Origin of the sequence: Sphingopyxis bauzanensis (genome assembly GCF_002205675.1) — a bacterium.
Taxonomy (GTDB): Bacteria; Pseudomonadota; Alphaproteobacteria; order Sphingomonadales; family Sphingomonadaceae; genus Sphingopyxis; species Sphingopyxis bauzanensis.
Window position 1 is genome coordinate 593068 of the sequence record NZ_NISK01000003.1, and the last position, 14798, is coordinate 607865.

A 14798-nucleotide genomic window follows, 5' to 3' on the forward strand; every position below is an offset into this window, starting at 1 on the left:
TCGGCAGGGGGGTGGGTGCTGTCGGCCCACTTTCGGTGCCGCCGAGGTTGTCACGGGTCGATGTGGGCCTGCTCGGCGGGCTGGCACTGTTGTCGACCGCGCTTCTATTCTGGGCGACGCGCGATACGGTGCTTGCCGCCGGTTTTGTCGCCGGGCTTGCGGTTGCGGTCGGCGGGGTGGTACTTGCGCGCCGCTTGTTCCCCGCCGTCGTCGCGGGTGATACGGCGCCGCCGGACTGGACGATGCTGCGGCAGGCGGTCAATCATGAAGATGTCGCAATCGCGGTCACCGACCGCGCCGGTCGCATGGTATGCGCAAACGATTTGTTCGGCACCTGGATGGGCGGCTTCGTGACGCCACCGGGGCTGCCGCTCGAGGGGCGCGGCGCCGATGTGCTGAAGAATGCCGGGCGTATGGCGTGGCGCGATGGCGAGGGACGCGCCGACGACCTAGCGATCGGGCCACTGCAATTGCGCGCGCAGGTGACGCGGACCGGCCAGGCGGAGGATTATCTGGTCTGGCGTTTCTCGGCACTCGAACGGCTTGATCTGGCGTCGGAGATCACCCGCCACCTTGATGGTCCTGCGGGCCGCACGCTCAGCCATGCCGGGGTGATGGCGGCGCTCGTCAACGCCGAGGGGCGTCTGCGCGTCGCCAATCAGGCGTTTCTGCTGCGCGCGCTGGGTGAGGATGATGCGGGCCATTATGCCGGCCGCGATGTCGCCCCGATGCTGCGCATCGACGACGGCGGCGCCCTCTATTTCGCGCGCGAGGGCGATTGCGCGACCCCGGTACGCATGTTGCAAATCCCGCTCGCGCCCGCCGACAGCAACACCCCGGTGCTGCTCGCGCTGCTCGACGAGGAAATGGGGCCGGCCGACCGCGGTACCGCGCAGACCTATGTCGAAACCTTGCTGTCGCTGCTGCCGTTCGGGCTGGCGATGGTCGATCGCGACGGGCGTTTCCTCTATATGAACCGTGCTTTTGTGCGCGCAGCGAACCTGGGCGAAGGCAAGATGCCGCGCTACCCCGGCGACATCGTCGTCAGTGAGGACAAGGGGCCGTTGGCCGACATGATCCGCCGCCACAGCAGCGGTCAGCAGGTCGGCGGCGACCTGTCGATTCGGCTGGCGGGCCAGAGCGGCGACCCGGTGTCGATCCGGATCGTGGGGGTGCGCGGGCTGGGCGAGGCGGCGGTGCTACTCAGCCTGAAGGATTCGAGCGAGGAATCGCGCCTGAAGCGCCAGGTCGCGCAGGCATCGAAGATGCAAGCCGTCGGCCAGCTCGCGGGCGGCGTTGCGCATGATTTCAACAATATCCTGACCGCGGTGCTCGGCGCCTGCGATCTAATGTTAATGCGTCACACGCCCGGCGACAGCGATTATGACGACATCCAGCAGATTCGCAGCAACGCCAACCGCGCCGCCAGCCTGACGCGGCAATTGCTGGCCTTTTCGCGCCAGCAGACGCTGCGGCCGCAGATATTGCAGCTGCCCGATGTGATTTCGGAAGTGTCGCATTTGCTCAAACGGCTGATCGGTGAGACGGTGCAGCTGGCGGTGCACCACGGCCGCGGGCTGGGCGCGGTGCGCGCCGACCCCGGGCAGCTCGAACAGGTTATCATCAACCTCGCGGTCAACGCGCGCGATGCGATGCCGGGCGGCGGGACGCTGACGATCGAAACCTATCCGGTATCGGCGGCAGACGTGCGCCAGATGGGCCATGAATTCATGCCGCCCGCCGATTATTGCGCGCTCAAGGTCAGCGACACCGGCACCGGCATCGCCGCCGATGTATTACCCAAGATTTTCGAACCCTTCTTCACCACCAAGGATGTCGGCAAGGGGACCGGCCTTGGCCTGTCGACGGTGTATGGCATTATCAAGCAATCGGCGGGTTATATCTTTGCCGACAGCGCGCCGGGGCAGGGGACGAGCTTTTCGATTTACCTCCCCGTCCACCGCGTCGGCACCGACACTCCGGTGGTGGCGCCGCCGCCTGTTAAACCGAAGAAAAGCCAATGGGGGACTGGGACGATCCTGCTCGTCGAGGACGAGGATATGGTGCGCGCGGTGGCCGAACGCGCGCTGACCCGCGCGGGTTACAGCGTCGTCACCGCATCGCAAGGCGAGGAAGGGCTCGAACGCTTTGCCCAGATGGCACAGGTCGATTTAATCATCAGCGACGTCGTGATGCCGACGATGGACGGTCCCGCGATGGTGCGCGCGCTGCGCGCCAAGCGACCCGACCTGCCCGTGCTGTTTATGTCGGGCTATGCCGAGGAGCAGCTCAGGCATTCGATCAATATCGACGACGTCGCATTTCTGCCCAAACCCTTTTCGGTCGCGCAGCTCACCGAGGCAACATCGGCGGCGCTCGACGATGCCGCACATCGGGTGAATAATGGCTGATAATTTGCGAATCCTGCTCGTCGAGGACGATGTGCTGATCGGTATGATGCTTGCCGACATGTTCGACGCGCTCGGGCTGCCCGAACCCGCGCAGGCGGCGAGCAGGGAAGAGGCGCTGGCGATCATCGCGAACGAGCCATTGGGCGGCGCGCTCGTCGATATCAACTTGGGGGATGAAAAGGGCTGGCCGGTCGCGGATGCGCTGGCCGAGCGGGGAATTCCTTTTGCCTTCACGTCGGGCGGCGGCGACATTTTGCCACCCGCGCATGCCCATCGTCGGCTGGTCGCCAAACCTTTTCGGATCAGCGATATCGAGGCCGCGCTAGCCGAATTCGCAACCTGACTTTTTCCGCCGTCTGCGCAGCGACGATGGCGACAGAATAATTTGTTCCCCTCTTGTTCTGCAGGAACAAATACCGTACACGGGTTCGGCGTTGCGATGTTTCTGTCGTCGCTCTAGAGCTGGAAAGGACGGCAAATGGCCAGTCAATTGTCACTCGTCGAATCGGGGAAATCAGTGAACAACACGGACAGGCAGAAGGCGCTCGACGCCGCGCTCGCGCAGATCGATCGCGCCTTTGGCAAGGGCTCGGTGATGAAATTGGGCTCGAAGGAGGCGATGCAGGTCGAGGCGATCTCGACCGGGTCGCTCGGCCTCGACATCGCGCTCGGCGTCGGCGGCCTGCCTCGCGGCCGCGTCATCGAAATCTATGGCCCCGAAAGCTCGGGCAAGACCACGCTGGCGCTGCACGTCCTCGCCGAAGCGCAAAAGGGCGGCGGCACCGTCGCCTTTGTCGATGCCGAACATGCGCTCGACCCGGTTTATGCGCGCAAGCTCGGTGTCAATATCGACGAACTGATCATCTCACAGCCCGACACCGGCGAACAGGCGCTCGAAATCGTCGACACGCTGGTGCGCTCGAACGCGATCGACGTGCTCGTCGTCGATTCGGTTGCCGCGCTGGTCCCGCGCGCCGAAATCGAGGGCGAGATGGGCGACACCCATGTCGGCCTGCAAGCGCGTTTGATGTCGCAATCGCTGCGCAAGCTCACCGGCTCGATCAGCCGTTCGCGCTGCATGGTGATCTTCATCAACCAGCTGCGCATGAAAATCGGCGTGATGTACGGTAACCCCGAAACCACCACCGGCGGCAACGCGCTGAAATTCTACGCCTCGGTCCGCCTCGACATCCGCCGCACCGGCCAGATCAAGAATGGCGACGAAATCGTCGGCAACACGACCAAGGTCAAGGTCGTGAAGAATAAGGTCGCGCCGCCGTTCAAACAGGTCGAATTCGACATCATGTACGGGCAGGGCATCTCCAAGATCGGCGAGATCCTCGATCTTGGCGTTAAGGCCGGAATCGTCGAAAAGTCGGGCGCCTGGTTCAGCTATGACTCGATTCGCATCGGCCAGGGCCGTGAAAATGCAAAGACCTTCCTCAAGGAAAATCCCGAACTTATGGACCGGCTCGAAGCCGCGATCCGCAGCCGCACCGACGCGGTGGCCGAAGAAATGATGGCCGGCCCCGACGACGAAGGCGACGACGGCAATTGATCCCGATCCGGTCGGTTCGCATTTGCGGACCGATCGGGAAACGGCGGCGGGTCTCCAGCCCCTTGCACCTGCACTCCCCTCTCCCCGCAGGTGGGCCCGCCGGCCGTTGACCTTTATGATGGCTGCTTTGTCGGAGATGGCGGCTTGGGGCGGGGAGTGACCCTCATGTCTTCGTCACCGCGGACTTGATCTGGGGTCCATGAGGCCTTGCACCGCCCTATACCGAGAAGACGGATGGATCCCGGATCAAGTCCGGGGTGACGAAAGCGCAGGTCTGCTTCTGTTCGTTAGTTGGCGCCTTTTCACGTCCGTTCGTGTCGAGCGAAGTCGTCACTCATTGGTGAGGCTCGGCTCCCAGGTGCATCTCGCCTTCCCTCGCTGTGAACGGGGGTGGCAAGGGTGCTATCGACTAAACATCCTTCACCGGCGCGCCGTTATCCCGTTTCACGATCGCGATCCCTCTTGCCGTGCCTTGCGCGCGGTCCGCCAACAGGTACAAGTGAGCGATGCCCGCAATCCGCCTTTTCGGCCTACCCACCGATATCAACAGCAGCTTCGAACGCGGCGCCGCTGCCGGTCCCGCGGCGATCCGCGCGGCGCTGTTCAGCGAGCGCGGCAATATGGCGAGTGAGCTTGGCGCTGAGATCGGCACCGACATTGCGTTCACCGACGATGGCGACCTGCAGCTGACCGAAAATACCTCGCAGGACGATGCCGCGATCCGCCGCCATGTCGTGATGTTGCAGGAGGATGGCGAGGTGCCGCTGGCGCTGGGGGGTGATCATGCGGTGACCTTTCCGCTCGTCGAGGCCGCGGCGACCGGTTTTGGGCCGGTGAACATCCTCCATTTCGATGCCCACCCTGATCTCTATGACGATTTCGCTGGCAACCCGCGCAGCCATGCCTCGCCCTTTGCGCGCATTTGCGAAGCCGGCCACGCGGCACGTCTGGTGCAGGTCGGTATTCGCACCCTCAACCGCCATTGCCGGGAGCAAGTGGCGCGCTTCAAGGTTGAAGTTATTCCGATGGCCGATTTTACCCCCGATCGGGTCCCGGTGCTCGACGGACCGCTTTACATCTCGATCGACCTCGACGGCATCGATCCGTCGGCGGCGCCCGGCATCGCGCATCCCGAGCCGGGTGGATTGACGGTACGCGAGGTTCTGGCGGTGCTGCACAAACAGACCGCGCCGATCGTCGGCGCCGACATCGTCGAGCATCATCCCGGCCGCGACGTCGGCGATGTCACTGCGATCCTCGGCGCCAAGCTGGTCCGCGAACTCGCGGCGCTGATCGACCGCAACGGCACCTACAAGAACTAACGCTTTGAGGAGAGTAGCATGACCCTGATCGTCCACCATCTGAACAACAGCCGCTCGCAGCGCATCTTGTGGCTGCTCGAGGAAATCGGTGCGCCTTTCGAGGTCAAAAATTATGACCGCGATGCGACCACCAACCTGGCGCCGCCCGAACTGATCGCGGTACATCCGCTCGGCAAATCGCCGGTTATCGAAGACGATGGCCGCGTAATCATCGAATCGGGCGCGATCACCGAATATCTGTGTGAGCGGCACGGCGGCGCGCATCTGGTTCCTGCGCGCGGCACCGACGACCATATCAGCCACCTCGAATGGCTGCATTTTGCCGAAGGGTCGGCCATGACGCCGATCCTGCTGCGCATCTATACCGCGCGGCTGGGCGAGGCGGCGGCGCCGCTCGAACCACGGATCAACCAGCAACTCGACGCGCATTTCGCCTATATGGAGAGCCGTGTCGGCGACAGCGGACATTTCATCGGCGACAGCCTGTCGGCGGCCGATATCATGCTGAGCTTTCCCGCCGAAATCGCGATCATGCAGGGGATGGCGCCGCGCTATCCCAAGCTCGCGGCCTTTGTGAACGCGTGCCATGCGCGCCCCGCCTGGCAGCGTGCGCGCGAAAAGGGCGGCGCCTATTATGGCTATTGACCGGCGGCGTTGGCTGCCGCTGGCCGCGCTGGGGATGATTGCCAGCGCGGCCGCGGCGCAGGTGCCGCCGCTTAGTCCCGAGGTCGAACGGATAGCGACGGGTGCCGACGGCGCGGCGTTAACCGTCGCGGCGGCCGACGAAAGCGCCGCGATGGGCCGCTTTGCCGCCTACACGATGGCGCTCGCGAAGCGTGATTATGCGAGTGCCTATGCGATGCTGCGGCTGTCGTTCCAGGCATCGAACCCGCGGCTCGAATGGGAAATGAACCTGCGCAAGCGCCCGAGCCTGTGGGCCGATGGTACCCTCCGCGTGCTGCGCGTCAGCTGGTACGCCGATCCCGCGGGGCAGCCGCTGGGGCTTTACGCCGCATTCGATTTTCGCGGCGATCGCAAGGACGGCACGATGGACTGCGGCTATGTCGCGGTCCATCGCACCGCCCCCGGCGCCGACTGGACCGTGGTGCGCACCGACACTTCGCAAGTGCCCGCCGAATTGATTGAGGATGGGATACCCAAGGCCGACGTGCTGCGCCAATTACCCTGTTATCTGGGTAAGGGGATTGCGACCGCTTTTTGATCGATTCCGGCGTTGATGGTCATCGACACGAAGCGGCTTGTCGCATGCCTGCAAAATCCCTAATTCGCGGCGATGACATCGACCAACGACATTCGCCGCTCGTTCCTCGACTATTTCGGGGGCACCGGGCACCATATCGAGCCGTCGGCGCCGCTGGTGCCGTACAACGACCCGACGTTGATGTTCGTCAACGCCGGGATGGTGCCGTTCAAGAATGTCTTCACCGGGCTGGAAAAGCGTCCGTACAGCACCGCGGTGTCGGCGCAGAAGTGCGTGCGTGCGGGCGGCAAGCATAACGACCTCGACAATGTCGGCTTCACCGCGCGGCATCACACCTTCTTTGAAATGCTGGGCAATTTCTCGTTTGGCGACTATTTCAAGGAACAGGCGATCCATCACGCGTGGAACCTGATCACCAAGACCTGGGGGCTGGCGCCCGAGCGGCTGACCGTGACCGTCTATCACACCGACGACGAGGCATTCGCGCTGTGGAAGAAGATCGCGGGACTCCCTGAAGAGCGGATCATCCGCATCGCAACCAACGACAATTTCTGGTCGATGGGCGACACCGGGCCATGCGGGCCGTGCAGCGAAATCTTCTACGACCACGGCGACCATATCTTGGGCGGCCCGCCGGGGTCGCCCGAAGAGGACGGCGATCGCTTCGTTGAAATCTGGAACCTCGTGTTCATGCAGTACGACCAGCGCGGCCCCGGCGATCGGGTCGATCTGCCGCGGCCCAGTATCGATACCGGCATGGGGCTGGAGCGCGTTGCCGCGGTGCTGCAGGGCGTCCACGACAATTATGACACCGATACGTTCAAGGCGCTGATCGCGGCATCGGTCGAGCTGACCGGGGTGCCCGCGGAGGGCGGGACGCAGGCGAGCCACCGCGTGATCGCCGACCACCTGCGCGCATCCAGCTTCCTTGTTGCCGACGGCGTGCTGCCGTCGAACGAAGGGCGCGGTTATGTGCTGCGCCGGATCATGCGCCGCGCGATGCGCCACGCGCATCTGCTCGGCGCCAAGGATCCTTTGATGTACCGGCTGCTGCCGTCGCTGACCGCCGAGATGGGCGCCGCCTATCCTGAGCTGATCCGCGCGCAGCCGCTGATCGCCGAGACATTGGAGCGCGAGGAAACCAAGTTCCGCCAGACGCTCGACAAGGGGCTGCGGCTGCTCGACGAAGCGACGGTTGGCATGGGTGCGGGGGCGACCTTGCCCGGCGACGTCGCGTTCAAGCTCTACGACACCTTTGGCTTCCCTTATGACTTGACCGAGGATGCGTTGCGGACGCAGGACATTGCGGTTGACCGTGCGGGCTTCGACGCAGCCATGGCGCAGCAGAAGGCGGCGGCGCGCGCGGCGTGGAAGGGCAGCGGGCAAAAGGCGTCGGAGGAAATCTGGTTCGATCTCGCCGAAGCCAATGGCAGCACCGAATTCACCGGCTACGGCGCCACCGTCGGCGAAGGCCAGGTGATCGCGCTGGTCAAGGACGGCGTGCAGGTCGACGATGCCAAGGCGGGCGACGATCTGGTCGTGCTGACCAACCAGACACCTTTTTACGGCGAGAGCGGCGGCCAGATGGGCGACAGCGGCACGATCGCGACGCTGGGCGGCGCGAAGGCGTTGGTCAGCGACACCGGCAAGCCGCTGGGGCGGCTGCACGCGCATCATGCGAAGCTGGAGGCGGGTAGTCTGAAGGTCGGCGATACGGTGCAGCTGACCGTCGATGCCGAACGCCGCGACCGCATCCGCGCCAACCACAGCGCGACGCACTTGCTGCATGCGGCGCTGCGCAATCGGCTGGGCGGGCATGTGACGCAGAAGGGCAGCCTGGTTGCCGAAGATCGTTTCCGGTTCGACTTCTCGCATCCCAAGGCGCTGAGCGCCGAAGAGATCGCCGACGTCGAGGCCGACGTGAATGCGCAGATCCGCGGCAATGAGGCGGTGACGACGCGGCTGATGACCCCCGACGACGCCGTCGCGGCGGGCGCGCTGGCGCTGTTCGGCGAGAAATATGGCGACGAAGTGCGCGTGCTGAGCATGGGCAAGGTGACCGGCAATCATTATTCGGTTGAACTGTGCGGCGGGACGCATGTGCGGGCGCTGGGCGATATTGCGTTGCTCAAGATCATTGGCGAATCGGCGGTAGCGTCAGGTGTGCGTCGGATTGAGGCGCTGACCGGCGAGGCGGCGCGGGCGTGGCTGAACGGGCGCGACGAAGCGTTGAAGGCGGCCGCGGCGGCGCTCAAGACGTCGCCCGACGATGTCCCGGCGCGCGTCGCGCAGCTGGCCGAGGCGTTGAAAAAGGCCGAGCGCGATCTCGCCGATGCCAAGAAGGCGCTGGCAATGGGCGGCGGTGGCGCTGCAAGCGGTCCGGCTGTCGAACAGGTGGGCGATACGGCGTTCATCGCGCAGGTCGTCGATGGACTCGATCCCAAGGAACTGCGCGGCACCGTCGACGGGCTGAAGAAGCAGGTCGGCAGCGGTGTCGCGATGCTCGTCGCGGTCAACGACGGGCGCGCTTCGGTGGCGGTCGGTGTGACCGAGGGCTTGGCCCATAATGCGGTCGATCTCGTCAAGCTGGCGGTCGGGGCGCTGGGCGGGCAGGGTGGCGGGGGCCGGCCCGACATGGCGCAGGGCGGCGGTCCGGATGGCGGCGCGGCCGATGCGGCGGTGGCCGCGGTCAAAGCCGCGCTCGCTTGAAACCGACCAAGAAAACGCGGCGCACCGATCATGCCGAACGGCTGATTGCGGCGCCGTTGGTCGATGTTTTTTCGGCATTCACCAGCGAGGTGAAGCTTGCGCAATGGTTGCCGCCCGAGGGCGCGACCGGCGAATTCGAGCATGTCGATTTGCGCGCGGGTGGCGGCTTTCTGATGCGGCTGACGTTTGACGATGCCGACGTCGAAACCAAGAGCGACGACGACAGCGATGTCGTCGAGGTCTATATTCCGACGCTCGACGACGGTCGCCTGATCGTGTGGGAGGTCGAATTCGTCTCCGACGACCCGCGCTTTTCCGGGACGATGGCGATGCACTGGTATCTGTCGCGGCAAGGCGGCGGTACGCTGGTGACAATCGACGCGCATCATGTGCCGCCGGGGATTTCGGCGAAGGATCATGAGGCGGGGTTGAAATCGTCGTTGGCGAATCTGGCGAGGGTGGTGGAAGAATAGCCGTCGCCGCGTTGTAGCCCAGATACCCCGTGGCAAAGAGCGCGTAGAGCGGTTCAGGAATCCCGGCGAGATAGGCATTCATCCCCTCGGCAATGTCCTTCGCCATCTCGGGCCGCGCCGCAGCGATCAGGCCCATCGGGATGGCCCACAGCAGTAGCGCGTACATGACATAGAGGAAGCTCGGCCGTGCGCGGCTGGTCCAAGGGTCGACGCTGTTCGCTTCGGCGACGATCGCGGTCATCCGGGTGCGGATCGCTTCCATATCTTGGCTGCCCTCCATCTTGACCAGTTCGAGCTTGGCGCCGTCGCGTGCTTCGGGGTCGGGGATGATCTTGTCGACCAGCTTGGCGATGGGCCCAATCAGGCCTTCGATGATGCTCATGGTTGGATGTCCTTTTATCGGAAGTTGTCAAAGTTTATGATCGGTCGAGGCCTGTGAACGGCGTTCATTGCGGGCCGATCCGGTTGGCGAGCCAGCCGTAAAGAAACGCCTCCTGGCTGGGGCGGCGTTCGGCGAGTGCGATGCAGCGTCCGCCCTGCAGCGCCTCCGTCGCGCGCAGCAGTACCGTTTCGCCGCCTTCGCCGCGCGCTTTCAGAAAGCCGTAGAGCGCCGCAAACGTGCGCGGGCCGATGTCGCGGTCGACGGCAATGTCGGGATAGTCGCGCGCGGTACGGCTGAGGGCATTGAGCGCACGCTGGAGGAAGCCGACGGCGGTGCTGGTGCCCATGTTGACGCCAGTGTCGAACAATTCGGCGGCGATTTGCGGGGCACGCAATGCAATCTTGTCGAAGCCGGGGCGGAGCCAGTAAATCTGGCGATAGATTTCTACGGCGGTGGTGCGCGGCAGGTCGCGCATGGCGCCATGATAACCCTGCCCGCGGGGAACCGCTTCGGTGATTCCCCAGCAAGTCGCGCCGCCGCAGTCTGCGGGGCGGTTTACATATTGGCCTTCGCGGTCGATTACGGCATCGATAAGCGCGTCGGCTTCGATGGGCGCGCAATCGGATATAGACATGTGTCGCTCATGTGGTTGGTTTAACGAATAAAACGAACCATATTGGAGTATTGTAGGAAAGACTTTTCTCCATGCGCGCTTTGCAGGTCACCGAATTGTTGCCCGATCATGCAGGAGCCGCGCTGGCGGATGTGCCGGTGCCGCAGCCCGGACCGGGCGAGGTGCGGGTGCGGGTGCGCGCGGCAGCGGTGAATTTCCCCGACCTGCTGATGACGCGCGGTGATTATCAGTTCAAGCCCGACCTGCCGTTTGTTTCGGGGCTGGAGTTTGCCGGTGAGGTCGATGCGCTGGGCGAAAGGGTCTCCGATTGGCAGGTCGGCGACGCGGTCGTCGGCGGCAACCGTTTCGGCGCGATGGCCGAATATTGCGTCGCACCGACCGCGGCGCTGCGCGCGAAGCCCGAACGGCTAACGTGGGAGGAAGCGGCGGCCTATCCTGTCGCGTACCTCACCGCCTATGTCGCGTTGGTCCGCTGCGCGCGGGTCGAGCTGGGCGAGTGGGTGCTGGTGCATGGTTCGGCGGGGGGCGTCGGGCTGGCGGCCGTCGATCTAGCGAAAGCGCTCGGCGCGCGCGTGATCGCTGCGGCGAGTAGCGCCGACAAGCGCGATGCGATGGCGCGGCTCTATGCGCCCGATGCGGTGATCGACGGCGGGCCGGGCTTTCGTGATCGGGTGAAAGAACTCACCGATGGCGGCGGCGCCGATGTCATCTTCGACCCCGTCGGGGGCGATATATTCGACGAATCGACGCGCTGTATCGCGTTCGGCGGGCGCTTGCTGGTGATCGGCTTTGCGTCGGGGCGGATTCCCGAGGTGTCGGTGAACATGCCGCTGATCAAGGGCTTTTCGATCGTCGGGGTGCGTGCGGGCGAATATGGTCGCCGCTTTCCCGAGCGCGGCGCGGAGAATGTCGCGGCGATCGACGCGCTGGCGGCGGCGGGGACGATCCGCCCGCACATCCATGCCGCGCTCGACCTTGCCGACTGGCGCGAAGGCTTTGCGATGATCCAGCGGCGCGAGGTGGTGGGGAAGGTCGTTCTGCGCCCCTGACTATCGATCTTGTCTCGGGCATCATTGCCGCCGGACACCGCGCTGTGGCAAAAGCCGCGCCGGTCAACCTGTCAGGAGTTATCATGCGTTTCTTGTCGCTCGTGCTCGCCTATTCGGCGCTGGGTCTCGCTCCGGACGCCGCCGCACCCGGCGAAGCGCCCGTTGTCGATATCCACGTCCATCTGTGGAAGGGTGAAGAATCGCTGCGTGCCTATCGCGAACAGGCGAAGGCGGCGGGGCGGGCGGTCTCGGGCATCGGCGCGATGTGGTTTGGCGGTCCCAATCAGGCGCGTGCCGGCGACCCCGACCGCATTCGCGCGGGCAATGACGGGATCATCGCGCTGGCGGCGACGCACAAGGACATCATCCCGATCGCCACCGTTCACCCCTATGACGATGCCGCAGCGCTGGCGGAGGTCGAGCGCGTAGCCGCGCGCGGGGTCCAGCTGCTTAAGATACACCCGCACACCCAGCAATTCGACGCCGCCGACCCGCGCGTGCTGGCGCTCGTCCGCCGCGCGGGCGAGGTCGGGCTGATTGTCCTGATGGACAATGCCAGCATCGTCCCCGCCGACAATGAAAAGCTGTTCAACCTTGCGCTGGCGGCGCCGAGGACGCGCTTCATCTTCGCGCACATGGGCGCGTTGCAGTTCCGCTTCTGGAACATGCTGGCGCTGGCGCGGACGGCGGAAAATCTGTTCGGCGACAATGTCTATTTCGACATCAGCGCCAGCGTCGTCATCGCCGCCGATTCACCGATCGAGGAGGAGTTCATCTGGACGATGCGCAACGTTGGCACCGACAAGCTGCTGCTCGGTTCGGACTATCCGCAATTCTCGCTTGCCAAAACGCTCGACGCGTTCGCAAAGCTCGATCTCACCGATGCCGAGCGGGCACAGATCCGCGACGGTAACGCCCGAAGATTGCTCGGCCTCGACTGATCGCGCCGCCGGTCAGTCGCCGATAAAGCCGTTCAACCGTTCGCAGGCGGCGATCCAGTCGACCTTGAACTCCTGCACGACCTGCCCGGCGCCCATCGCCTCGTTCATCAGCCCGACCCCTTGGCCGACCCAATAGGTGGCGAGTGCCTTGGCGCCTTCGTGGCCGCCTTCGGACAATTTGTCGACCTTGCGTAGCGCCGGTTCGCTGACCAAAGATTGCAGCGGCATCGGCAGCGGCTTAGGCGCACCCTCGGCCTCCCAGGCGTCGGTCCACGGCGAGCGGAGCTGGCGCGAGGGCTTGCCAGTGCGGCTTTTCGAGCGCACCGTGTCGCGCGAGCTGGCGAGCAGCATCTTTTCCTTCACCACCGGATTGGTTTCAGCTTCAGCGGTGGTCAGCCACACCGATCCGGTCCAGGCGCCATGCGCGCCCATCGCCATTGCCGCGGCCATCTGGCGCCCGGTGACGATGCCGCCTGCGGCGAGGATTGGCGTCGTCGCGCCGACGGCTTCGACCGCTTCCGCGACTTCCGGAACCAGCACCATCGTTGCGACCTCGCCGCAGTGACCGCCCGCTTCGCCGCCCGCGACAACGAGGATGTCGACCCCGGCGCGGACCTGCGCCAACGCATGATCGCGGGTGCCGACGAGGGCAGCGACGGGGACGTTATGGCACTTGCCGAGTTCGAGCATCAGCGGCGGCGGGACGCCGAGCGCGTTGGCGATCAGCTTGATCGGGTGACGGAAAGCGACTTCAAGCAGCTTGGCCGCGCCGTCATCGGTCATATTTTCGCCGAGGCCGCCGCCGACAGCGGGCAGCGAGAGATTGCCGTCGTCGACTCCATGCTTCTCAAGCAGTCCGGCGACGAAGGCTTTGTGCTCGTCCGGGATCGTCGGCGGCGTGCTGCGGCTATCGCCTTTGCCGGCAAAACTGTTCGGGACGATCAGATCGACACCATAGGGCTTGCCGCCAACATGCGCGTCGATCCACGCGAGCTCCTCCTCAAGCCGTTCTGGCGGCAGCGAGGCGGCGCCGAAGACGCCCATGCCGCCCGCTTTCGACACCGCGACAACGACGTCGCGGCAGTGCGAGAAGGCGAGGAGGGGGAATTCGATATCGAGCATCGCGCAGATGGGTGATTGCATTAGGCCTCTCCGGATGTGGGCTAAGGTGCCACGTAGCGCGCATGTCAGCGTTAGTTTACGTAAACGTCAAGTTGATTTGCTGGGGCCGCCCATTATCGCAGTCTCATGACCCAATTGTCCCTGCCCGATTTCGACCTCGACGCCTTTGTTCGTGCCACGCTGGCCGAGGATTTGGGGGCGGGGGGCGATATTACGTCGATGGCAGTGATTCCCGCCGATGCGCGCTTTGGCGGGGTGATGGACAGCCGTGATGCGATCATTGTGGCGGGACTGCCGATCGCCGAAGCTTTCTTTCGCGCGCTGGATCCTGCCATAGAGATCGAGATCCTAGTCGAAGAAGGCGCCGAAGTGGCCGCGGGCAGCGATTTGATGCACCTGTCGGGCAATGCGCGCGCGATGCTGACCGCCGAACGTTCGGCGCTGAACACCGTGCAGCACCTGTCGGGAATCGCGACAATGACGCGGCAGTATGTCGATACGCTGGCAGGCACCGGCGCGACGCTGCTGGATACGCGCAAGACGATCCCCGGCCTGCGGGTGCTGGAGAAATATGCGACACGGATGGGCGGCGCGACAAATCACCGGATGGGATTGTGGGACGCGGCGATGATCAAGGACAATCATGTCGCTGTCGCCGGGTCGGTCGAAGAAGCGGTGCGCCGCGCGGTCGCGGCGGGGATCGGGTCGATCATTGTCGAGGTCGATCGGGTGGCGCAAGTCGAGCCCGCGCTTGCCGCCGGGGCGACGCACCTGTTGCTGGACAATATGACGCTGGATGAGCTGCGCGAATGTGTGGCGATCGTTGGCGGCAAGGTGCCGACCGAGGCGTCGGGCGGGGTGCAACTCGACACAATCGGCGCGATCGGCGCGACCGGGGTGACCTATGTGTCGGTCGGGCGGTTGACGCAGTCGGCGCCCGCGGCGGATGTCGGGCTTGATTTTGCGCTGGCATAA

Annotated in this window: 13 protein-coding genes and 1 pseudogene; 11 read left to right on the top strand and 3 right to left on the bottom strand. The window is 64.7% G+C overall.

Annotated elements, in window-relative coordinates:
* The first annotated feature begins 47 nt into the window (after positions 1–47).
* The 8 genes from CDQ92_RS14250 to CDQ92_RS14285 all read left to right on the top strand — a co-directional run bounded on the left by CDQ92_RS14250 (position 48) and on the right by CDQ92_RS14285 (position 9695).
* Positions 48–2411 carry a hybrid sensor histidine kinase/response regulator gene (locus CDQ92_RS14250; RefSeq protein ID WP_229667345.1) on the top strand — a complete coding sequence of 788 codons (2364 nt, stop codon included), beginning with the start codon at positions 48–50 and terminating at the stop codon, positions 2409–2411.
* A complete protein-coding gene (locus tag CDQ92_RS14255; RefSeq protein ID WP_088442009.1) occupies positions 2404–2754 on the top strand; it encodes a response regulator in 351 nt (116 codons plus the stop codon). Before CDQ92_RS14250 ends, CDQ92_RS14255 begins: the two co-directional genes overlap by 8 nt.
* Positions 2755–2889: 135 nt before the next feature.
* Complete coding sequence (recA, locus tag CDQ92_RS14260) at positions 2890–3969, top strand: recombinase RecA (RefSeq protein WP_088442010.1); 1080 nt, start codon at positions 2890–2892, stop codon at positions 3967–3969.
* Positions 3970–4475: 506 nt separating this feature from the next.
* Positions 4476–5291, top strand: a complete 816-nt coding sequence (gene speB / locus CDQ92_RS14265; RefSeq protein WP_088442011.1) for an agmatinase — start codon at positions 4476–4478, stop codon at positions 5289–5291.
* A gap of 18 nt (positions 5292–5309) precedes the next feature.
* Entirely contained in the window at positions 5310–5936 is a 627-nt protein-coding gene (locus CDQ92_RS14270; RefSeq protein WP_088442012.1) for a glutathione S-transferase family protein, read from the top strand.
* The gene (locus tag CDQ92_RS14275; RefSeq protein WP_088442013.1) at positions 5926–6513 is read left to right on the top strand and encodes a hypothetical protein; all 588 of its coding nucleotides are present in this window, start codon (positions 5926–5928) and stop codon (positions 6511–6513) included. Before CDQ92_RS14270 ends, CDQ92_RS14275 begins: the two co-directional genes overlap by 11 nt.
* A gap of 72 nt (positions 6514–6585) precedes the next feature.
* Entirely contained in the window at positions 6586–9222 is a 2637-nt protein-coding gene (gene alaS / locus CDQ92_RS14280; RefSeq protein WP_088442014.1) for an alanine--tRNA ligase, read from the top strand.
* Positions 9219–9695 (top strand): SRPBCC family protein, encoded by a 477-nt coding sequence (locus CDQ92_RS14285; protein WP_088442015.1) that lies wholly within the window; start codon positions 9219–9221, stop codon positions 9693–9695. The genes alaS and CDQ92_RS14285 overlap by 4 nt, the downstream gene beginning before the upstream one ends.
* 4 nt (positions 9696–9699) lie before the next feature.
* Here the strand turns inward: CDQ92_RS14285 and CDQ92_RS14290 are convergent.
* Positions 9700–10077 (bottom strand): annotated as a pseudogene (locus tag CDQ92_RS14290) (holin family protein); the annotation flags it as partial.
* Between the two features lie 64 nt (positions 10078–10141).
* Entirely contained in the window at positions 10142–10711 is a 570-nt protein-coding gene (locus CDQ92_RS14295) for a glycoside hydrolase family 108 protein (protein WP_373289634.1), read from the bottom strand.
* 71 nt (positions 10712–10782) lie between these two features.
* Here CDQ92_RS14295 and CDQ92_RS14300 point away from each other — a divergent pair, with 71 nt between their 5' ends.
* Together CDQ92_RS14300 and CDQ92_RS14305 are read left to right on the top strand one after the other, a co-directional pair.
* Positions 10783–11760 (top strand): NADPH:quinone oxidoreductase family protein, encoded by a 978-nt coding sequence (locus CDQ92_RS14300; protein WP_088442016.1) that lies wholly within the window; start codon positions 10783–10785, stop codon positions 11758–11760.
* An 83-nt stretch (positions 11761–11843) separates the two neighbouring features.
* Positions 11844–12701 carry an amidohydrolase family protein gene (locus CDQ92_RS14305; protein ID WP_088442268.1) on the top strand — a complete coding sequence of 286 codons (858 nt, stop codon included), beginning with the start codon at positions 11844–11846 and terminating at the stop codon, positions 12699–12701.
* 12 nt (positions 12702–12713) lie between these two features.
* Here CDQ92_RS14305 and CDQ92_RS14310 read toward each other — a convergent pair whose 3' ends face one another.
* Positions 12714–13844, bottom strand: coding sequence for an NAD(P)H-dependent flavin oxidoreductase (locus tag CDQ92_RS14310; RefSeq protein ID WP_088442017.1), 1131 nt, complete (start codon positions 13842–13844; stop codon positions 12714–12716).
* 105 nt (positions 13845–13949) lie between these two features.
* Between CDQ92_RS14310 and nadC the strand changes: the two genes are divergently transcribed.
* A complete protein-coding gene (gene nadC, locus CDQ92_RS14315; protein WP_088442018.1) occupies positions 13950–14798 on the top strand; it encodes a carboxylating nicotinate-nucleotide diphosphorylase in 849 nt (282 codons plus the stop codon).

Bases quoted from the DNA above. Each gene is read 5' to 3' on its own strand.
- alaS (WP_088442014.1), top strand. From the start codon at position 6,586: ATGACATCGACCAACGACATTCGCCGCTCGTTCCTCGACTATTTCGGG.
- CDQ92_RS14255 (WP_088442009.1), top strand. From the start codon at position 2,404: ATGGCTGATAATTTGCGAATCCTGCTCGTCGAGGACGATGTGCTGATC.
- CDQ92_RS14270 (WP_088442012.1), top strand. From the start codon at position 5,310: ATGACCCTGATCGTCCACCATCTGAACAACAGCCGCTCGCAGCGCATC.
- CDQ92_RS14305 (WP_088442268.1), top strand. From the start codon at position 11,844: ATGCGTTTCTTGTCGCTCGTGCTCGCCTATTCGGCGCTGGGTCTCGCT.
- CDQ92_RS14310 (WP_088442017.1), bottom strand. From the start codon at position 13,844: ATGCAATCACCCATCTGCGCGATGCTCGATATCGAATTCCCCCTCCTC.
- nadC (WP_088442018.1), top strand. From the start codon at position 13,950: ATGACCCAATTGTCCCTGCCCGATTTCGACCTCGACGCCTTTGTTCGT.
- CDQ92_RS14300 (WP_088442016.1), top strand. From the start codon at position 10,783: ATGCGCGCTTTGCAGGTCACCGAATTGTTGCCCGATCATGCAGGAGCC.
- CDQ92_RS14295 (WP_373289634.1), bottom strand. From the start codon at position 10,711: ATGTCTATATCCGATTGCGCGCCCATCGAAGCCGACGCGCTTATCGAT.
- speB (WP_088442011.1), top strand. From the start codon at position 4,476: ATGCCCGCAATCCGCCTTTTCGGCCTACCCACCGATATCAACAGCAGC.
- CDQ92_RS14275 (WP_088442013.1), top strand. From the start codon at position 5,926: ATGGCTATTGACCGGCGGCGTTGGCTGCCGCTGGCCGCGCTGGGGATG.
- recA (WP_088442010.1), top strand. From the start codon at position 2,890: ATGGCCAGTCAATTGTCACTCGTCGAATCGGGGAAATCAGTGAACAAC.